The organism is Cohaesibacter marisflavi, from assembly GCF_900115225.1.
GTDB lineage: Bacteria > Pseudomonadota > Alphaproteobacteria > Rhizobiales > Cohaesibacteraceae > Cohaesibacter > Cohaesibacter marisflavi.
In genome coordinates this window covers 57256-72221 of the sequence record NZ_FOVR01000001.1, presented here as the reverse complement: position 1 = coordinate 72221, position 14966 = coordinate 57256, and the positions used below count along the sequence as shown (strand labels likewise).

Below are 14966 nucleotides of genomic sequence, written 5' to 3'. Positions count from 1 at the left end.
TTCATCATTTTATCACTTGATGCAGATCTGTCGCGGCAAGTCCGACAGGATATCGATGCCGCTTTGCGTCACAATCACGGTTTCAGAGGCCCCTACTGTCCACTCGCCATAGGAGCGCAGGGTGGCAGGCAGATGGAAAACCATGCCGGGCTGGATTTCCTGCTTGATGCCCGTAAAGAGGCTCAAAATGCCCCCCTCGCCCCAGTCCGGTGCGAAGGCAACGCCCATGGAATAGCCGATGCGTTTGCGGAAGGCTGCCGTGTATCCATGATCATCAATGACCTTTTGCGCGGCCAAATGCGGTTCGGCGCAAGACACGCCGGGTTTGATGGCCTCTAGAGCACGCTCAAGCGCCAGAAGAGCGCAATCCATCATGCGCTGACCTTCTTGGCTTGGCTGCCCGATCCAGACCGTGCGCATAAGCGCGGAATGATAGCGCAGATGGCTGGCCGCCAGCTCAAGGAAAAGTGGGTCGCCCGCTTCCAAAGTCCGTCTGCGCCATGTCATATGGGGCAAACCACTGCGCGGGCCGGAGGAGACCAAAGGCTCCATGGCCATAGTCTCCGAGCCTTGCCGCACAGCTTCGGCCAACATGGCAGCAGCAACAGCATTCTCGTCCGCGCCCGCAGCGCATGCGTCGATACCGGCCGCAAGACCCGCCTCTGCATATCGTGCTGCATGACGGATTGCGTCCAATTCAGCAGGTGACTTGATCATGCGCAGAGGCGCAATAAGGCCGGAGCCGTCGGACAATTTCCCCGTTGGCAAAGAAGCCTCGATCTGGCTTGCCATTTTGGGGGAGACAAACCAGCCATCCATCTCCATGGCCACCTTTGCAAAGTGCCGTTTGGAAAGGATGCTTCCGAGCAAGGCAATCGGGTCTTCGCCATCCTGATAGGCTACGATGTCTTCCAGCCAGCAATTGGCAATGGACCCACTCAATTCCAACTGGCGCACCAGCAACGTGGGGGCACCAGTGGCTGGAAGGAGTAGCGTTTGAAAGGCAAAGTAGCCTGCCGTCTGGCGTCCCGTCAGCCAGTAGATATTTTCAGGACTGGTGACCAGAAGCACGTCATGACCGGCGGCCTCAACCGCCGCCTGCGCGCGCGCCTGTCTTTGCGCAAATTCTGCTTCGGAAAAGGCGGCTTCACGTCCGCGCACCATTTTGAATTGGTCTGTCAAAATCTTGCTTTCTAGTCTCTTATGAGCGCCCGTCTGGCGTAACGGAGTCTTATATCGGCCTCGACACATCGAGGATTGCTGTTCCGCAATGATCCAAATCGACCGGGAGCCGATGCCTGTCAGCTCCCGATCTTCATCACTCGCTCCATGCCTTATGGAGCACGCTCACCGCAGTAATCAGATCTTCGGGGTCCATGGCTTCGTCTGGATTGTGGCTGCCGTTCCAGTTGCGGATGAACACCATCAGCGATTCCCAACCGGCCAGTGCGAAGGCAGCGGCATCATGGCCACCACCGGACAGCATACGGCGCGGCGCAATGCCAAGCGCCTTGGCAGCCACTTCCACCTCATCGCCCAACTGAGTGGACAAAGGGGTCGGCGTGCTGCGCGACTGTGTGCCCAGCTTAAAGGTTACGCCGCGCTTGGCTTCGATCTTGGCAATTTCTTCCTTGAGCAAGGCATCCATGCGATCAAGTGCACCGTCATCGACACTGCGCAGATCGATGCAGAATTCGAGACGCCCGGGCACTTTGGCAAAGGCATGTTCCGGTGTTGCGGCATCAATCCGGCCAACGGTCACCGCGATGTCCTTGCCCTCGTCCAGCATTTCGCCCCACAAAACGTCGAGCCGCATAACAAGTTCGGACAGCGCAAAGACCACATCGGCACGCGTTTCGCGAGGAGCGCCGCCCGAATGGGCCCATGTGCCCTTGATCACGGCGTTGCGATAGCGCAAACCGCCGCGAATGGCAGAGACAATGCCAAAAGGTTCCTTTGCATCATCGAGAACCGGGCCTTGTTCGATATGAAATTCCACAAAGCGTGCTGGCTGAAGACCCGCCCCGTCGAGCACCTTGTCCGGATCACCGCCAAGCTCTCGCATATGATCGGCAAGGCTTTTGCCGGTGTCGGCCCGTTTGGCCTCTAGATCCTCGGGGTCAAGCCGCCCCAAAAGGCCACGCGAGCCAATGAAGGACACCGGGAACCACACGCTTTCCTCAGCGCGGGTAACAGTCACCACAATGTCGGTCTTGGGCTTCTGGCCAGACTTTACAAAGGCGGCGACCAGCGCCATGGCACCGGCAACGCCTGCCTGTCCATCATAGGCGCCGCCCATGGGAACAGTATCCAGATGAGAGCCGATATGCAGCGGCGTGGCCGTGCGATCAATGCCCGGCAACCGGGCGAACATATTGAGCCCTGCATCGCGCGTCACCGTCATTCCAAGAGCTTCGGCTTCTTCAGCCACGATATCGTGAGCCTTGCTTTCCAATTCACTATAGGAAGGGCGCGTAAAGCCCGGACCGGGATCGGAAAGGGCGTTGATCCTGTCCAGCAAGCGGTTCACGGTTTCTCGAATGACGTCGTTCATGGGGTTCTCTTCTGGGCCTCTCTTACGGGAGGCTTTTCTTCTGGAAGGCTTGTTTGATTGGAAGTTTCAAAGTTTGGGCTCGTTCACCGCCGTTTCGGGGCGTTCACCTGACAGAGCCTTGAGCAGATGACCGACCGACCCAATGGCCATGCGCTTCATGGCTTCGGTGGTTGTTCCCCCCAAATGCGGAGTGAAGATCACGTGACCGGTTTCAGCCAATGGCCCTGTCGGCGCATCATGGGAATAGACATCCAGCGCGGCAGCGGAAATCTGACCGGACAGGATCGCTTCGGCGAGATCGGATTCATTGACCAGTCCGGCGCGGGCGGTGTTGATCAGCACAGCTCCGGGCTTGGTTTTGGCCAGAGAGGCCTTGCAGATCATGTTGGCAGTCTCGGGCCGCATGGGCGTATGCAGCGAGATGACATCGGCTTTGGCCAGCCCTTCCTCCAAACTGGTGACGCGCTCGAAGCCATCCACTTGTGGAGCGCGCGGAGAATAGACCAGAATGGTCATGTCAAAGGCAGCCTTGAGCATATGGCCAAGACCACGTCCGATGGTGCCCCACCCGACGATCAGAGCCGTCTTGCCCGTCAGTTCGGTGTAGGTTTCACGTTCACGAATGCCTTTTTCTCCGGCCCGTTCAGCCCGGTTGGCTTCAGGAATATGGCGCAGGCATGAGAGGATCAGGCCAACGGCCAGTTCAGAAACAGAGCGGGAATTCTGCCCCGGTGTATTGCAAACAAGGATGCCCTTTTCGCTCGCGGCTTCCTTATTGACCGCATCATGACCGGCCCCGTGAACGATGATGACCTTGAGCTTGTCGCTGGCCACCGCAGCTTCTGCGGAGAAGCCCGCATCGCGGGTGATCACGGCATCACAACCGGGGATCATCTTGATCACCGTCTCCATATCTGGAGATGGGCACATCACGGGTTCAATGCCGGCGTCGCGCAGCATGGCATGGCCAATCTCATGGATCGGCTGAATGATCAGGCACTTCATTTCTTCATTTTCTTTCCATAAGGCGCATTTGATCTTGTTTGCTGGTTTCTTCAAATGCGGATGACGGAATGGACGAAGTCTCCGGCCCCTGCCGCTCCCCACGAGCAGCAGAGGCCGGAGATGACTTCATCCTGCGGGGTCAGGTTTTTTGGCAAGCGCGGCCAGACTGGCCTTGATCGCTTGCCGATCGGCGATCAGCAGATCTTCGGCTTCTTCTGCTGAAATGGAAACAAAACGGACAGACGCACCAGTGGGCGTCTGGGCAAATTTGGGTAGATCAACAGTGGCGACCGTGGCGATTTTGGGATAGCCACCTGTCGTCTGGCGCTCAGCCATCAGCACCAGAGGCTGGCCCGAGCCGGGCACCTGCATGGAGCCAAAGACCGTGCCATCGGAAACGATGTCATGGCCTCGTGCGGCCTTCAGTTGCGGCCCTTCGAGCGATTGCGCCATGCGGTCACGCTTGGCCGAGATTGTGAAGGGTTGGCCGAGAAAGATCTGCCAGGCTTCATCATCGAAATAGTCGGCCTGCGGGCCGGGCACGACGCGAATGACATCGCCATTGAAAATGCGTGGATGGCTTTGCACCATCAAGGGTGCCGCAATTGCTTCACCAAGCTCGATGATGTCGTCTTTCTGCAGGCAGCGGCCATCCAGCCCGCCAAGGCCGGTGCGAATGTGAGTGGAGCGCGACCCGAGAGTTTCAGGCACATTCAATCCACCGGAAATGGCGAGATAGCCCCAGACAGCCCCCTTCATGGCGCCGATTGTCAACTGCGATTGTGGCTGCAGCCAGTGGCTTTCCCATGGGGAAACCGTCATGCCATCGATTTTCACATCCACCATGCCACCGGTCACGGCAATCCGCACCGGACTGGATGCCACAAAGGTGCCACCGAACATGGCAAATTCAATGGCGCTGCACTCTTCTGCGTTGCCCACCAGCGCGTTGGCCAGACGGAAAGATGGTGTGTCCATCGGGCCGCAGCGGGAGACGCCGGCATGCAGCATGCCCGGACGGCCAAGATCTTGCACGGTCATCATAGGGCCGGGATTTTTGATCTGAATGACATTCATTTGATGCTGGCCTCCACTCCGGTTTCACCACGCGCAACGGCGGCGTCCAGCTCCAGAGCCTCTTCGCGCTCGATGGGACGGAAAGTCACTGTATCTCCAGCCTGAAGAAGGAAGGGCTCTTCGCGCGTCGGGTCAAACAATTTGAGAGGCGTGCGCCCCAGAAAGCGCCAGCCGCTCGGGCAGGCAACAGAGTTGATGTTGCCCTGCTTGCCCCCGATGCCGATGGAGCCAGCCTGAATATGCTGGCGCGGCTCTTTAAGGCGCGGCGTATGAAGGATTTCCGGCAAACCGCCCAGATAGGCAAAGCCCGGAGCAAAGCCGATCATATACACGCGATATTCAGCTAAGGAATGCAGCGAGATGATCTCTTCAGGGGTTACCCCTTTCATCTCGGCCATGACTTCCAGATCGAGCCCAGCCTCATGGCCATAGAGCACGGGAATGGAAAAATGGCGCGTCTGGGCATCGGACACGACGAGCTTGTCGAGCCGCCCTTGCAGAGCCTCAATCAGTTTCTGACCGCGAATGACAGCCGGATCATAAAGGACCAACAGCGAACGATAGGTCGGAATCACTTCCTCGATCCCCTCGATGGGGCGTTTGGAAAGATCCTCGGCCAGAACGATCACCTGCTGATTGGCCTTTTCATCGATCTCGCTGGCGAGTTCAACGGCTATGGCGCTGTCACCACATGGAAGGAATCGCGCTGTCAGTTGCCCGCGCTGCCCCGAAGCAGCGGAGCCTTTGCGCAATTTATCAAACAGTTTCAATTTCATTTTCCGTGTCATTATGTTCTTGCCATTTCAGTATACCAATTGTATGTCAGGAGTAAATGATAAAAAACAGACCTCCGGGAATGAAGTGTCTGCGTGTTGATTATGCTCGCCCGAGCATGCGGTTTCTGAGGGGACTCGCTGCCCTTTGGATCGAAGTTTATGCGCTTTGCCCTTCGCCCAACAGTCTGAATTTTCCAGATGGTGCCAGTTGGTGAAAGGACAGTGACATGACAACGATCGATCTCAATTGCGACATGGGCGAAAGCTTCGGCGCCTACACCATAGGCGATGATGCAGCCATGTTCGAGCTGATCAATACCGCAAATATCGCATGTGGATTTCATGCGGGCGACCCGGTTGTCATTCGCGATACCATTCTAGCTGCCAAGGCGAAGGGGGTGGCCATCGGGGCCCATCCTTCCTTCATGGATCTGTATGGTTTTGGCCGCCGCCGGATCTATGGCGAAAAGCCCAAGGATCTGGAAGCGCAACTGATCTATCAGATTGCCGCCGTAAAGGGCATGTCCGAAGCACTGGGCTGGCCGATTACCCATGTCAAAACCCACGGCTCGCTGGGCAACATCGCCGCTGAAGACCCAGAACTTGCCGCCATCTGCGCTTCTGCCATCAAGGCGGTAGACCCGCATCTCACCTTTGTCACCCTGCCCTATTCGGAAACCATGAAGGCCGCCGAAGCGGCGGGCCTTGATGTGGCCTGCGAAGTGTTTGCCGACAGAAGCTATGATGACAATGGCATGCTGACCTCGCGCCAGAAGGAAGGCTCGGTCATTCATGACCTCAAACAGAGCACCGATCAGGTTCTCAGCATGGTCAAGGAGGGCTTCATCCCCACAGTTGGAGGCAAAAAGCTGCCTGTGGAGGCGGCAACGGTCTGCATTCATGGCGACACCCCGGGAGCGGTAGCCGTCGCACGCGCCTTGCGTGATGCTCTGGCGCAAGAAGGCATTTCCTTCGCTCCCTTTAAAACCCCGCAAGTATAATAAATCCAGCAATCCAAAGGAGAGACCCGTGTCTCGCACTGTTTATCTCAATGGCAAATGGCTTGATGAAGCCGATGCCAAAATTTCCATTTTTGATCGTGGCTACACCTTTGCCGATGCCATTTATGAAGTGACCGCAATCGTGGGCGGTAAGCTCATCGACTATCCTGGCCATTCGGCGCGCATGCAGCGCTCTCTTGGCGAGCTGGGCATGGTTTGCCCGCTTGATGCAGACGAACTGCTCGCCGTACATCGCGAAATCGTGGCGCGAAACAATGTCGAAGAAGGCATGATCTATCTGCAGATTTCCCGTGGCGTCGATGATCGGGACTTCGTTTATCCCAAAGAAATGAAGCCGACCTTCTCCATGTTCACACAGACCAAGAAAGTGCTGGAAAATCCATACGTCAAGTCCGGTATTTCCGTGATTTCCCTGCCAGACTGGCGCTGGGAACGTCGTGACATCAAGACCGTACAGCTGCTCTATCCGACCATGGCGAAAACGCAGGCCTCCCGTCAGGGCGCCGATGATGCATGGTTGCTGGAAGACGGGTTTGTTACCGAAGCCAGCTCGGCAACCGCTCACATCGTCAAAAAGGATGGCACGCTGGTCACCCGCGACCTGTCCCATGTGATCCTACCTGGCATTACGCGCGCCAGTACGCTGGATCTCGCCCGGGAAGCTGGCATCAAGGTTGAAGAACGCCCCTTCACCCTTGAAGAAGCCAAGGAAGCGGCAGAGGCCTTCAACACCTCGGCAACGAATTTCGTGTTGCCTGTGGTCAGCATTGATGGCCAGAAAATCGGTGACGGCACGCCCGGCCCGATCACCAAGAAACTGCGCGACATCTATGTCGAAAGCCGTCTGGCAACAGCCATCTAAAGACAGCGACACAGAAAACAAAAGAGCAGGGCTTTGCACAAAACCCTGCTCTTTTTTGTCATTTCGCGCTTCGGGCTTACAAAGCCTTGAGCACGCCTTCTGCAACCAACGCATCGATGATCGGCTTCACGTCCGCAGGCTGCATGCCCGCCAGATTCATGCGACCAGAGTCTGCAAAATAGATCGCGTAGTGTTCGCGCAGCTTCTTTGCGGTTTCGGCGGACATATTGAGAGTGGAGAATAGACCGCCCTGCTCTTTTATGAAGGCCAGGTCCGGATGAGCGTTGGCCAAAGCGGCTCGATTGCCATTCACCCGTTCACCCATTTCCTTGAGTTCGGCACGCCAGATGGCGGTCAGTTCTTTGCTCTCAAGAATGGTGCGCACCACGGCCCCCCCATGATCTGGGGGCATCCCCCAGCCCGGAGCGGCGCAAGCACTTGCGTTGCTGGCAGCAATCTTCAGTTCGCGGGGATTGCGGCTCATCATGTAGAGCGCGCCGACACGATCACGATAAAGACCGAAATTCTTGTCACAGGAATAGGAAATGAAGGCTTCATCTACAGCTGAAAGCACGAGCTGAAGGGCCTTGGCATCTTCTTCAAGACCACTTCCAAGGCCCTGATAGGCCAAGTCAAGAAATGGCACCAGCTTGCGTTCAGCCAAAAGCTGAGCAATTTCCTGCCACTGCTCAGTGGTGAAATTTGCGCCGGTTGGATTGTGACAACACCCATGCAGCAGAAAGACATCGCCTTCGCGGGTAGAGGTCAGCGCTTCGCGCACCTTGTCGAACAGGATGGTCTGGGTTGCCAGATCAAAGAAGGGATATTCGACCACTTCTTGCCCGGAATGGGAGAAGAACAGATTATGGTTCGGCCACCCCGGGGTTCCCGTCCAGACCCGCACATCAGGACTGGCGGTCGCGATAACATCAGCGGCCAGCCTGATGGCGCCACAGCCACCGGGTGTTTGCAAACCTGCCGTTTGGTCAATCAGGTCACTGCCAGCACCAAAAATGATCGGCTTGAGTGCTTCAACAAACCCCATGTCCCCTTCACGACCAAGATAGCGCTTGCTATCCTGCGTTTCCCAAAGGCGCTTTTCGGCCGCCTTTACAGCGCGCATGACGGGCGTGTGCCCCGTTGCATCACGATAAACGCCAACGCCAAGGTCAATCTTGTGCGGGCGCGGATCTGCCTGATAGGCAATCAGCAGCCCCAACAGGCTTACAGGTGGCTGTTCCTGCATTTTTTCAAACATGTCTTACCTCGTGGTGATCTTTTCTTTTTGTCGTCTCTAGTTGCGCCGATTATGGCCCAAAGGCAAAAGCTTTTTACCGATTTGTGCCAACCGGTTTGAAATTTGTCTCCAAGCTTGGAAAACTCACGTCCATGGCTGAGACAGATCGAAAGCGTTTGGCCCTATATCAGGCAATTTCATACCACTTGCTGAAAGCTGATTAATAAAGGGGAACAATCAGGCGACCGCACAGTTAACAATAAAGAGCTAGAATAAGGACTTCCGCAATGCCCTCTGAACCGTCAGCCCTCTTTGTGATCTCGCACAGCGACACCTCTGCCAGTACGATCAACATGTTGCTTCGTTTGCCTCTGTTTGGCCGGGCGGTTGCGGCATGATGGCAGAGCTCTCTTTTCCCTTCATTCTGGCCATTATGGTGGCGGCGACTGTGATTATTCTTTTCTGCGGCCTACGCATGACGACGCTTGCCGACCAGATCGCAGACAAGACGGGCCTTGGCGAAGCCCTGATAGGCGGTGTTCTGCTCGGAGCGGCAACGTCTCTTTCGGGCACAATCGTTTCCCTCACCTCGGCGCTGGATGGGCGTGCCTCTTTGGCTTTTGCCAACAGCATTGGCGGCATCGCAGCCCAGACAGCCTTTCTGGCGGTAGGGGATCTTATCTATCGCAAGGCCAATTTGGAGCATGCCTCCGCTGAAATAACCAACATGTTTCAGGCCGGCCTGTTGATGCTCCTGCTCGCCATTCCCTTTCTGGCTTCCACCACACCGGAACTCACTCTTATCGGTATGCATCCGCTATCGCTCGCCATTCCCGTTATTTATGGTTTTGGGCTGCTGGCCACGCGCTGGGTGAAGGATAATCCCATGTGGGAGCCGGTGCATACGGAGCTGACGCGCTTTGACGAGCCCGACGACGAAGGCCCCGAGGCGAAAAGCGCAACGCGTCTCATTCTGGCATTCGTCGTGATGGCGATCCTTCTCTCCATTGCGGGCTGGGCCATTGCCCGCTCCGGCGCGGTTCTCTCTGATAGGATCGGCCTTTCGGAAACGCTCGTTGGCGCTCTGATGACCGCAGTCATAACATCACTGCCCGAACTGGTTACAACGCTGGCCGCCGTGCGACGCGGCGCGCTCCAACTCGCAGTGGGAGGCATCATCGGAGGCAACACCTTCGACACCCTGTTCTTGACCATCGCAGATGCCGGATATCGTGACGGCTCGCTCTATCACGCCATAAGTGATGCGGATTTGTTCTGGAATGCTGTGGCTTTGGTGATGACGGCTATCCTCATGCTTGGCCTTTTGTTGCGCCAGAAGGAAGGCACGGCGAAAATCGGTTTTGAAAGCGTCGCGCTGTTTCTGGTTTTTGGCGCAGCCGTAGCATTGCAATCCATCTTGGGGTAGCAGACGCTGGCTGGTTGTATGCCTACCTTACTTCTGCACGGTCTCCCCTTCTCCCGATCATCTTTCGGTAACCGGCATACGGTTTCTTTTCTCAAGAAAAAGCAAATGGAACAAGACAATGAATACCGACATTTTATATTGGGCCAATGAGAGTTGGCTGGGCATGGACGTAATAGCAATCCGCTTGACAATTGCCCTGTTGCTGGGCGCCGTTGTCGGTTTCGAGAGAGAATGGCGTCACAATGCAGCCGGTCTGCGCACCCATATCCTGGTCAGTCTCGCCTCCGCTCTCATGGCCATTTTGTCCATTGACATTGCCCATATGCCAGCCTTTCAGGGCGATGCGATCCGGATAGATCCGTTCCGCCTGATCGAGGCCGTCACCTCCGGCGTGGCCTTTCTGGCTGCGGGACTGATTGTGTTTAGTCGCGGGCGCGTGCGCAACCTCACCACAGGCGCAGGTATGTGGATGGCCGGAGCCATAGGGTTGGCAACCGGATTCGGCTTCTGGCAGGTCGCCATTCTAACGACAGTACTGGCCTTTGTCGTACTGGGTCTGTTGGGACTGGTGAAAGGGAAACTGCACGATGATATCGAGACGGAAAGCGAGAGCAGTTAGCTCTCCAAAAGGGATGGAGAGAAAGGGGACGGAATGTCTGCCAAGGATGGCAGACATTCCTCTATGGCTCAATTACGCGAGATTTTTGTCAAAGAAGGACTGAAGCTTGTCGAATGGAATGATGTCCACCTGATCATAGAGGTCGCAATGGTCAGCTCCGTCGATGATCATCAACTCTTTCGGATCTGCCGCAGACGCATAGGCATCATCGCTGAAATATTTTGAATGCGCTTCCGAGCCAGCAATCAGTAGCATTGGGCGCGGAGAGATTTCGTCAACATAGGTCAACAGCGGCATGTTCATGAAGGACAGCGGGTTGGTGACCGTCCAGCCAGCATTGGAGTTAACAGAACGCGGATGGTAGCCACGGTCGGTTTTATAGTAACCATAATACATGGTGATCACCGGATCATCGATGCCTTCGAGCGTGTCGGGCAGGCCTCCGGCCAGTGCAGCTTCGCCTGATTTGGCGTCTTCCCAGCGCTGGTAGCTCATGCTTTTCATGGCTTCGGCGCGCTGTTCTGGTGTCATCGCATCATAATAGCCTTTGGCCATGACGCGCGACATATCATACATGCTGGCCGTTGCCACGGCCTTGACGCGTTTGTCCGCTGCCACTGCATTCAGAGCCATGCCACCAAAGCCACAGATACCGATGATGCCGATACGCTCCTGATCAACAGCTTCATGCAAACCAAGGAAATCAACTGCAGCCATGAAGTCTTCGGTGTTGATGTCCGGGGAAGCAACGCTCAAGTCTGCGCCCTGACTTTCGCCCACGAAGGAAGGGTCAAACGCAACCGTAACAAAACCGCGCTCGGCCATGGTCTGAGCATATAGACCTGCGGCTTGCTCCTTCACTGCGCCAAACGGACCAGCGACAGCGAGCGCAGGCAGTTTGTCGCCCGAACGCTCTTTCGGGATATAGAGATCGCCAGCCAGAGTGATGCCATAGCGGTTCGTAAAGGTCACCTTCTTGTGATCAACGGCGTCGCTCTTTTCAAAGGTCTTGTCCCACTCATCCGTGAGATTGAGACTTTTTGCCTTGGCCATGGCGGGAGCGGCTACGAGAGATGCTGCTGCGATGGTCGCAGAGCTGACGCCAGCCAGTTTAAGCAGATTGCGGCGGCCCGCATCCGGTGTTTCAATGGCAACTTCCTGTCCGGTCTTGTTCGTCATGTCATGTTCTCCTAAGGGCATGTTGGTGAATGTCCACGTCCTATGTGTGGATCGCGGGAGAAATTGATTAGACGGACCTTTTCAATAGCGGCAATGAGGCAGATTCATGAATTGCCTTGCCCCTGAATAGCAGGCTGTATGCCGAGAAAATCAGGGAAAGAAAAGGCCCCGTCGGGGCCTTCTCATCGCAGATCTGAGAGCGATATCTCTATCCCAGTTCTTCAAGCAACTGGGCTGTCGTGATCTGTCTGCAGTAGCCCTTGATCGCCTTGAGAGAATTGTCGTGGCGCTCTTGAGTGAGCGTCAGGCAAGCATCAGTCACTTCGGTCACCAAATAGCCAAGATCGCAGGCATCACGAATGGCACTCTCCACGCACTGGTCTGTCAGCATGCCGCAGATGACCAGCTGTTTGACGCCTAGATTGCGCAGGATATAGTCGATATGGGTAGACACGAAGACCGATGACGAGCTTTTGGGCAGCACGATTTCATCACCCTGCGGCGCAATCTCGTCGATCACCTTGCCATCCCAAGAGCCCTTGGGCACATTGAAACCGGTAATTTTGTAATCAAGCGAGCGATCCCGTCCGTCAAAGGTCAGGCTTTCGATGGTGGTATACATCACCTCGATGCCCTTCTCCCGGCATTTGGCCTGAAGAGCCTGCATGTTGGGCACGATTTCGGTTTCGGCCTTTTCAAAGAACCAGCCGCATTTTTCCTCCAGTTCCTGCTCGCTGAGATGCGCAAACTCTCCGCCCTTGCGGCTGCAACTGAAATTCTGCACGTCTACAAACAACAGCGCAGAGACGGAAGGATCAAGGGGTATGTCACGGGTCAAAGTCATGCAGGAACCTCTTCAAGAAAATGCCTAAAGGATGCAGCAAGAATATCGGCCCATTTTTCCTGACCGTCCTTGTCTGAAATATGATCGTTGCGCACCTCGATAAGAGCATGCGGCAGGCCTCTTGCTTCCCCATGGCGGGGGACGAACCAATCAGACAGGCCGCTCACCTGATAGGGCTCGTTGAAACCGATGGTCATCCAAGGGTAGGCCTTCTCAAGGAAGGCGGCAAGCCTGCGAGATGTGTCGTCATGGGAGCCAAACAGAAACCCGATATCCCATGGGCGCGGCACGCCCTGCATGACGGGTGTGAAGCTGTGAATGGAAAGCGCAGCCTTGTAGCGGCCACTATCGAGCAGGCGCGACACTTGCCCCTGATAGGGCGTAAAAATCTCGTCCACGCGGGCCTGCTTGTTATCCGCATCCACATTGGCCGGAATGGTCACCTTATCGCTGACTTCGGGCACGGAATCCGGGGCTTCGGGCGGGCGATTGCAGTCGATGACCAGACGGCTGTAATACTGCAGAATGGCGGTGGCATTGAGGCGCTCGGAGAGCAGACGCGTGAGCGCCGCGGCACCGATGTCCCAGCCAATATGCATGTCCAGCTGCTCACGGCTGAGGCCAAGATCGCCCAGAGCTTTGGGAATCCCCTGCCCGGCATGCTCGCAGGCTAACAGGATGGGGCATGTCCCTTCGGGATTGAGAATGAGGGACGGCGAAGGATCGCCAGCTTGCAACAATTGCGTCATGAAAGGGAACCTTGATTACACTTTCTCAGCCTTCAGGCTGGCGGCAGGGATTAGTCCATTCGGACGGAATAGCATGATGAAGACGACGATGCCCAGCCCAATCGGCTCTCGGAACTCCTGCATGTCAGACGGCAGGAAGGCCGCCAGATAGATCTCTATGAAACCGAGCACGAAGCCACCGGCTACAGCGCCCCGCAGAGAGCCCAATCCGCCGAGAATGGCAGCGATGAAAGCTTTCAGCACCGGTGCAAAGCCCATCAGCGGGTCAACCGACGCGCGCTGGGAAACCCAGAGCACAGCGGCCACTCCGGCCAACAGGCCAGAGAGAGCAAAGGCGGCGGAAATCACCGTGTTGGCGCGAATGCCCATCAGCCGGGCGACGGCAAAATCTTCTGCCGCAGCACGCATGGCGATACCGTGTTTCTGTTTGCGCATGAACCAGTCGAGAAAGGCCAGCATGACGATGGTCGCCACAATCGCGGCGATCTTGTTCACCCCGATGACCAGTCCGAAAAGGCTGATGCTATCGGAGAGAAGCTGCGGCAGCAGCACTGGCTGAGACCGCGCGGCGATAAAGTTCTGGAACAGCACTTGCAGTACCATGGACACCGCAAAAGAGGTGACCAGCATGGTCTCCCCCGAGGCGTTGCGCACGGGCCTAAAGGCAATCATTTCCATCAACACGGCGGCCAACATGGCCGCACCAATGGCCAGTGCTGCGGCAATAGCAAAGGGCACGCCTGCCAGGCCGCAATACATCAACACATACCCCGCAATGGTCATCAATTCGCCATGGGCAAAGTTGATCAGCCCCATTATGGAGAAGACAACGGCCAGCCCCAGTGCAAGCAGGGCATAGGTGCCCCCCAACGCGATGGCATTGACAGTTTGTTGCAGCAAAAGTTCCATTGTCATGCTCCAAGGAATGTATCTTCAAGGCCGCCCTCGGACATCAGATCCGAAGCAGCTCCGGCGCCGACAACCTGACCGCCAGACAGAATATAGCCTCGGTCGGCGATCTCGAGGCTCTTGGCGACATTCTGCTCGACAAGCGCAATGGTCACCTTCTGATCTCTGAGGATGGTGATCAGTTCAAACACCTGCTCGACGATCAACGGCGCAAGGCCGAGGGATGGCTCATCAAGCAGCAACAGGCGCGGGCCGCTCATCAGAGCGCGCCCGACCGCGAGCATTTGCTGCTGACCACCCGAAAGAGTTCCGGCCAACTGGTCCTTGCGGTCATGCAGAATGGGAAAGAGCGAATAGACCCGCTCCCATGCATCTTTGACCTTTGTCTTGTCCTTGACGCTATAGGCACCCATCAACAGATTTTCAGCGACAGACAGCGCAGGAAATACACGGCGACCTTCGGGCGAAAGCGCCAGCCCCAACGGGGTCAGTGTTTCCGGTGCCAGATCGGTAATGTCCCGTCCGGCAAACTCGATGGTACCCGCATGGGCCTCCACCAACCCGGCAATGGCATTGAGCGTGGAAGACTTGCCCGCCCCATTGGCGCCCAGAAAGGCGACAATCTCGCCTTCCCGGATTTCAAAGTCGACCCCGCGAACCGCTTGTACAGCGCCATACCGCACATGCAGCGAGGATACTTTCAACAG

Annotated in this window: 15 protein-coding genes; 4 read left to right on the top strand and 11 right to left on the bottom strand. The window is 56.4% G+C overall.

Annotation, left to right across the window (positions count from 1 at the left end):
- Nucleotides 1–12: 12 nt before the first annotated feature.
- From BM258_RS00330 to pxpB, 5 genes are all read right to left on the bottom strand, one after another.
- Nucleotides 13–1164, bottom strand: a complete 1152-nt coding sequence (locus BM258_RS00330) for a M24 family metallopeptidase (RefSeq protein WP_090067713.1) — start codon at nt 1162–1164, stop codon at nt 13–15.
- 154 nt (nt 1165–1318) lie between these two features.
- Nucleotides 1319–2554, bottom strand: coding sequence for a Zn-dependent hydrolase (locus BM258_RS00325; RefSeq protein ID WP_090067711.1), 1236 nt, complete (start codon nt 2552–2554; stop codon nt 1319–1321).
- Between the two features lie 66 nt (nt 2555–2620).
- Nucleotides 2621–3559: a hydroxyacid dehydrogenase gene (locus tag BM258_RS00320; protein ID WP_090067709.1), complete on the bottom strand. Its 939-nt coding sequence runs from the start codon at nt 3557–3559 to the stop codon at nt 2621–2623.
- Between the two features lie 126 nt (nt 3560–3685).
- Nucleotides 3686–4636: a 5-oxoprolinase subunit C family protein gene (locus tag BM258_RS00315; RefSeq protein ID WP_090067707.1), complete on the bottom strand. Its 951-nt coding sequence runs from the start codon at nt 4634–4636 to the stop codon at nt 3686–3688.
- Nucleotides 4633–5412 carry a 5-oxoprolinase subunit PxpB gene (gene pxpB, locus BM258_RS00310; protein WP_090067705.1) on the bottom strand — a complete coding sequence of 260 codons (780 nt, stop codon included), beginning with the start codon at nt 5410–5412 and terminating at the stop codon, nt 4633–4635. The genes BM258_RS00315 and pxpB overlap by 4 nt, the downstream gene beginning before the upstream one ends.
- 227 nt (nt 5413–5639) lie before the next feature.
- Between pxpB and BM258_RS00305 the strand changes: the two genes are divergently transcribed.
- On the top strand, nt 5640–6413 hold the full coding sequence (locus BM258_RS00305; RefSeq protein ID WP_090067703.1) for a LamB/YcsF family protein: 774 nt from the start codon (nt 5640–5642) through the stop codon (nt 6411–6413).
- A 28-nt stretch (nt 6414–6441) separates the two neighbouring features.
- Complete coding sequence (locus BM258_RS00300) at nt 6442–7296, top strand: D-amino-acid transaminase (protein ID WP_090067701.1); 855 nt, start codon at nt 6442–6444, stop codon at nt 7294–7296.
- A 76-nt stretch (nt 7297–7372) separates the two neighbouring features.
- On the opposite strand, the gene BM258_RS00295 is transcribed toward BM258_RS00300, so the two are convergent.
- The gene (locus tag BM258_RS00295) at nt 7373–8554 is read right to left on the bottom strand and encodes an amino acid aminotransferase (protein ID WP_090067699.1); all 1182 of its coding nucleotides are present in this window, start codon (nt 8552–8554) and stop codon (nt 7373–7375) included.
- Nucleotides 8555–8927: 373 nt separating this feature from the next.
- Between BM258_RS00295 and BM258_RS00290 the strand changes: the two genes are divergently transcribed.
- Nucleotides 8928–9959: a sodium:calcium antiporter gene (locus BM258_RS00290; protein ID WP_090067697.1), complete on the top strand. Its 1032-nt coding sequence runs from the start codon at nt 8928–8930 to the stop codon at nt 9957–9959.
- A gap of 118 nt (nt 9960–10077) precedes the next feature.
- Nucleotides 10078–10578, top strand: coding sequence for an MgtC/SapB family protein (locus BM258_RS00285; RefSeq protein ID WP_090067695.1), 501 nt, complete (start codon nt 10078–10080; stop codon nt 10576–10578).
- A 72-nt stretch (nt 10579–10650) separates the two neighbouring features.
- Here the strand turns inward: BM258_RS00285 and BM258_RS00280 are convergent, their stop codons facing one another.
- From BM258_RS00280 to BM258_RS00260, 5 genes are all read right to left on the bottom strand, one after another.
- A complete protein-coding gene (locus BM258_RS00280) occupies nt 10651–11757 on the bottom strand; it encodes an alpha/beta hydrolase (protein ID WP_090067693.1) in 1107 nt (368 codons plus the stop codon).
- Between the two features lie 208 nt (nt 11758–11965).
- Nucleotides 11966–12601, bottom strand: a complete 636-nt coding sequence (locus BM258_RS00275) for a cysteine hydrolase family protein (protein WP_090067691.1) — start codon at nt 12599–12601, stop codon at nt 11966–11968.
- A complete protein-coding gene (locus BM258_RS00270; protein WP_090067689.1) occupies nt 12598–13350 on the bottom strand; it encodes an N-formylglutamate amidohydrolase in 753 nt (250 codons plus the stop codon). Before BM258_RS00270 ends, BM258_RS00275 begins: the two co-directional genes overlap by 4 nt.
- 15 nt (nt 13351–13365) lie before the next feature.
- Entirely contained in the window at nt 13366–14259 is an 894-nt protein-coding gene (locus tag BM258_RS00265) for a branched-chain amino acid ABC transporter permease (protein ID WP_090067687.1), read from the bottom strand.
- 2 nt (nt 14260–14261) lie between these two features.
- A complete protein-coding gene (locus BM258_RS00260; protein ID WP_210186636.1) occupies nt 14262–14966 on the bottom strand; it encodes an ABC transporter ATP-binding protein in 705 nt (234 codons plus the stop codon).